The organism is Vibrio sp. TRT 2004 (assembly GCF_050113735.1).
Lineage (GTDB): Bacteria > Pseudomonadota > Gammaproteobacteria > Enterobacterales > Vibrionaceae > Vibrio.
On record NZ_JBNJOH010000086.1, the window covers coordinates 1 to 4,602 of the forward strand.

A 4,602-nucleotide genomic window follows, 5' to 3' on the forward strand; every position below is an offset into this window, starting at 1 on the left:
TAGAATCCGGCAAAACACCGAATGTAGAGCTGCTGTCCGATCCACTGTTGTCAGCGGTAGCTATTGTTGACAAAAGAGGGAGTCCATGTAGCCCAATTAACGTGTGAGCAGCGCAGACACTGAACTTAACCACTGCGCCGTAAACACTAAACTCAACCTGAATTGAGAGCGCCGAGCGTTGCGAATCAACTTGAATTGCTTGTTATGTGACAGTTTTAGTTCGTTTCACCTTGACCCAACATTTGATCGATAACTGGAGTCATCTTTTCTTTCACACTATCAAACTTAGACATGTCCAAACCACCCTTACCATCTAAGTGGTACTCTCCATAAGCGATCTTTTTATGATTTTTGTAAAGACGAAGTTCTGCATGAGACAAGTAAGGAACAAAGTCCCAAGACCTAAGTGCTGTATATGTAAGCTTATAGTCACAAGACTCAGGAACAAAATCTACAAGCTCTGTTGTAATACCGTGATATTGAAAACGGTCTTCTACTACACCTATAAATTCGTCAACAATGACTTTAGGGTTATTTTGGATACAGACATGTTCCAAGCTATATTCGTTTGATACTGGCTCGACTGTGATAGATGTACAACCAGAGACAATTAGGAGAGAGCTTACCGCTAATAAACTTGACGCTTTCATATGGACAACCAATTGAATTATTTATAATTAGCTGATGATTATACAACCAAGAACACATTAGTCTTTGAAATATGTCAAGTTTCCGAGATGGCACATAACGCCAAATTAAGGTGATGAGATGGTCTCCCCCTACCACTTCACATGACTATCAGCCATGCTTGGAGTGTTCAGGTCCAAAGCAAAAGGAGAAGACCATGACTCAGCATAAAATCATCGGCATCGACTTAGCAAAAAATATTTTCTTTCTTTTTGAAGTTAATCATAAAGGAAAGAACCTTGCCCGTAAAAAACTTCAACGAAGTAAGCTACTTAACTACGTCGCAAATCAAAGTCCATGCATCATCGCCATGGAGGCCTGTTCTGGTGCGCATTATTGGGCAAGAGAATTCGAGAAGTTTGGTCACGAGGTACTTTTATACCCACCTCAACATGTCAAAAAACAGCGACGTAAACAAAAGAATGACTACAACGATGCAGAAGCGATTGCTGAGCTTGCACTTTATCAACGCGCCCACCCCGTTCCACACAAGTCCATCGAACAACAAGATATTCAATCATTGATTCGAATGCGCAGACTATGTGTCACCGAAAGAACGCGTTTAATTAATCAACTTCGAGGATTAGTTGCTGAATACGGCATCATTATTCCCAAAGGAAAAGCGTCTTTTAGGCAAGCCATTCCCGAAGTGCTAGAAGACGCCGAAAACCAGCTATCGCCCATATTACGAGAGCTTCTATCACGCCAATACGAACGCTATATCTATATCGATGAGCAAATCAGTTGGTTTGAAGAAAAACTCAACCAAACGGTCAAACAGTTTGATAATGCCAAACGACTGATGTCCATTCCTGGCTTTGGACCACTGACTAGCCAAGCCGTTGCTGTATGGCTCGGCTCTGGACAACAATTTAAAACAGGGCGAGATGCTTCTGCTGCGATGGGACTCGTTCCAAAACAAGACACGACGGGTGGGAATGCCATTCTTCTCGGTATTACCAAGCGGGGTAATACTTACATTCGGTCCTTACAGGTTCATGGTGCTAGAGCTGCTTTAAGACGAGCCAAGTTCAAGTCCGACAAACTCAGTCAATGGATGCTTGAGTTACAAGAACGACGAGGCCCCAATCGTGCTGCGGTCGCACTCGCCAATAAACTCATGCGGATAGCTTTGGCTGTTATCGCCAAAAACGAAGACTATCAACCAGCATAAAACATCATGCACCACCAACCCTTTGCAAAGTACGTAGTAAGATGAATAACAGGATAAATCCTACACGTTGAAAACCTTCTGCTCACTCTGGCTTTTAAAGTCGATAAGGTGATTAGGACTTCGTGTTCGACTGCCTCATCTTGGCCAAGGCAATAGCTGCTAAAACAGGCCGTATATATGGTAGTTAACCTGCGCTTTTAATCATGCTACTGACTTGCAAAACTGGGGGAGACCATATATGTGAGCAACGCAGCCACGAAACTAAACCATACCACCGTAAACACAAAACCCAACGATGGAATGAAAAAATGCCATGCGTTGGGAATCACTCTTGAATGCTTTGTATGGGAAATTTTTATAGATATGCACCTACTACTGACATACAGTGCTGAACAGTGCTTTCTTTTTCACCGACTGGCGCGACATAATGAATTGCCGATTCAGCGTCAGCCCTACCCGATAACTTGCTAATTACCCACGCAGCCAAGTACTTTGATGACAAACAACCACCTGCTGTCGCTAGATTACCTTTAGCATAAAAGGGCTGTTCTAAAACAGTGATTCCTGATTCGACAACCCAAGGTTTCGTTGTTAAATCGGTGCAAGCTGGCATTTGATGCAGTAGACCAAGTACTGACATGAGCAACGTACCTGAACATTGCCCACCAATTAACTGGGTTTTAGGGTCAAGCTTTAGCCGTGAAAGTATATCTCGGTCTTGTGCAATATCGCGCGTTAGTACGCCGCTACCAAATAAGACGACGTTGGCATGATTCGCAAACTCAAGAGGTTGTTGAGATTGGATTGTAACTCCGTTCATTGAAGTAACGTATTGAGATGGACTCGTTATTTGCACATTCCAACCAGCGTCTTTCATTCGGTTCAGAATGCCCGCAGCTATAAATGAATCCAGTTCATTAAATCCGTCAAAAGTTAGTACAGCAATGTCCATATTTACTCCTATTTGCCTAACGCCGCATTAAGGTGTGAGCGGCGCTTGGCTATACTTGAGCGAAGCGAAACTGCCAAGCGTTGCGAATCACTCTTAAATGCTTTGTTATGTGCATTTTTCCAACATCAACTGCCAGTCATTTTTTGATACCCAAGACTCATAGACCTTGACCCTATGATACCCATTTGAGGTCAAAGACGTGATACGAATATATCGCTTCCCCAAAATTGAACTTTGATACCTTAAAGCAGCCGGAATGCCAAATAAATAAATATCGTCGTTATCCGTTGTCAGGTTGCTTTCACTTCTTTTCACCGTCCCTACGTACTGAAAAATAGCACCAACTAGAACTGCACCATAGGTAAACGAGTTTTGCTCTATCGAAAAGGCAAACTGCATTACTAGCAATACTGATACACCGCCAAACAATGACGCAAGACTCATAGAAAGTGCTCGGGGAAACCCCATAAACTCAATTTTTCGCATGATAGAACCTCCTTTACTCATGATTGTTCTATGAAATACGAAAAGTGCCACCCTAAACCTAGAACCATTGCGAGCTTGTTCAAACAGACGCATGCACATAACGCCGCATTAAGGTGTGAGCGGCGCTTGGCTATACTTGAGCGAAGCGAAACTGCCAAGCGTTGCGAATCACTCTTAAATGCTTGTAGAACGTTACTCAAAGCTGTCGAGGTCGATCTTATATTTTGTTAAAACCTCTTGCATTTGCAGCTTTTTCTGCCCCGCTGAAACAGCCATAACTTTTGCTGTTACATCAGATATTTCACCTTTTGTAATACCTGCCTTTTTTGCCTCTAGCAAATAGTAACGTGTACACGGTAAACAATTCATAGCCATAGCCGCTGATAAACCGACTAACAGCTCGGTCTTAGTATCAAGATGCTCATTTTCGTGGGTTGAGTGATAAAACTCCTCATAACCTTTTTGATGTTTCCCTAACATACATACTCCTTGTAAGTTCTAACGCCCAATTAAGGTGTGAACAACGCTAACCACCCTACCTAAAACATTGTGCCATAAACATAAAACTAGACTGAAGTGAAAGCGCCAAGCGTTGTGAATCACTCTTAAATTTATTGTTATGTGCAACATTTTCATATTGAAAATTGTACGAATTTCCTTATTGAACACAGGTACTAAGACCAGAGTCACTAAATACAATCTATCGCTACTTAGTCTTGTCTAGTGATTTTTCCACTCGATAGAACACACCAAAGATAAGTAAACAAAGAACATACGAGAGCACTGTTATAATGTTAAATATTGAGCCACTGACTACTATTTTATCCATCTTGTCCCTGACTAACGCCCCTGAGTCGTCGAATAGCTCATATACTTTTAAGTAACCATTTTTCCCAGTTACGACTTGCATCGTTCCAATATATAGTTCACCTAACTTCAAACCAGCAGAGCTTCTTGAATACGCTTCTACTGTTTTATCATGAGTATTCAATCTCAGAGTATCAATAAGGTTTTTGCCTAAAGTCAAACTGTCAGCTGTAACTCGAAAACGAGCCTTATTACCTTCATGACCATCGTAAACAGCACTAAAATGGTTGAGTGAGTCTTGCGATATGAAAGGACGTTCGAGCTGCAAAGCAGCGAGAACTAATGCTAAAAGACACAATTTACGAAACATACTACCAACCATTGAGATAATCCTTTTCTACCAGATGCTCCATGTTGCTCATAACGAATGATATGGACTCCCTCTCCCTGACACTCCGCGTGCCATACTGACTTAGTACACGCTGAAAAACTGGAG

The 4,602-nt window shown here is 42.0% G+C and carries 6 protein-coding genes; 1 reads left to right on the plus strand and 5 read right to left on the minus strand.

Annotation, left to right across the window (positions count from 1 at the left end; translation table 11 throughout):
* Positions 1–215: 215 nt before the first annotated feature.
* The gene (locus ACQEXR_RS19690; protein WP_427020983.1) at positions 216–650 is read right to left on the minus strand and encodes an Sbal_3080 family lipoprotein; all 435 of its coding nucleotides are present in this window, start codon (positions 648–650) and stop codon (positions 216–218) included.
* A 194-nt stretch (positions 651–844) separates the two neighbouring features.
* Between ACQEXR_RS19690 and ACQEXR_RS19695 the strand changes: the two genes are divergently transcribed.
* Positions 845–1,861 carry an IS110 family transposase gene (locus ACQEXR_RS19695; RefSeq protein ID WP_427020984.1) on the plus strand — a complete coding sequence of 339 codons (1,017 nt, stop codon included), beginning with the start codon at positions 845–847 and terminating at the stop codon, positions 1,859–1,861.
* Between the two features lie 355 nt (positions 1,862–2,216).
* On the opposite strand, the gene ACQEXR_RS19700 is transcribed toward ACQEXR_RS19695, so the two are convergent.
* The 4 genes from ACQEXR_RS19700 to ACQEXR_RS19715 all read right to left on the minus strand — a co-directional run bounded on the left by ACQEXR_RS19700 (position 2,217) and on the right by ACQEXR_RS19715 (position 4,488).
* Complete coding sequence (locus tag ACQEXR_RS19700) at positions 2,217–2,813, minus strand: DJ-1/PfpI family protein (protein WP_061058642.1); 597 nt, start codon at positions 2,811–2,813, stop codon at positions 2,217–2,219.
* 105 nt (positions 2,814–2,918) lie between these two features.
* Positions 2,919–3,299 carry a hypothetical protein gene (locus ACQEXR_RS19705; protein ID WP_427020985.1) on the minus strand — a complete coding sequence of 127 codons (381 nt, stop codon included), beginning with the start codon at positions 3,297–3,299 and terminating at the stop codon, positions 2,919–2,921.
* A gap of 192 nt (positions 3,300–3,491) precedes the next feature.
* Positions 3,492–3,779, minus strand: coding sequence for a carboxymuconolactone decarboxylase family protein (locus ACQEXR_RS19710; RefSeq protein ID WP_017034940.1), 288 nt, complete (start codon positions 3,777–3,779; stop codon positions 3,492–3,494).
* A 226-nt stretch (positions 3,780–4,005) separates the two neighbouring features.
* The gene (locus ACQEXR_RS19715) at positions 4,006–4,488 is read right to left on the minus strand and encodes a hypothetical protein (RefSeq protein ID WP_427020986.1); all 483 of its coding nucleotides are present in this window, start codon (positions 4,486–4,488) and stop codon (positions 4,006–4,008) included.
* Positions 4,489–4,602: the final 114 nt, after the last annotated feature.

Coding starts and splice junctions, on each gene's coding strand:
- ACQEXR_RS19690 (WP_427020983.1), bottom strand. CDS start 650: ATGAAAGCGTCAAGTTTATTAGCGGTAAGCTCTCTCCTAATTGTCTCT.
- ACQEXR_RS19695 (WP_427020984.1), top strand. CDS start 845: ATGACTCAGCATAAAATCATCGGCATCGACTTAGCAAAAAATATTTTC.
- ACQEXR_RS19700 (WP_061058642.1), bottom strand. CDS start 2,813: ATGGACATTGCTGTACTAACTTTTGACGGATTTAATGAACTGGATTCA.
- ACQEXR_RS19705 (WP_427020985.1), bottom strand. CDS start 3,299: ATGCGAAAAATTGAGTTTATGGGGTTTCCCCGAGCACTTTCTATGAGT.
- ACQEXR_RS19710 (WP_017034940.1), bottom strand. CDS start 3,779: ATGTTAGGGAAACATCAAAAAGGTTATGAGGAGTTTTATCACTCAACC.
- ACQEXR_RS19715 (WP_427020986.1), bottom strand. CDS start 4,488: ATGGTTGGTAGTATGTTTCGTAAATTGTGTCTTTTAGCATTAGTTCTC.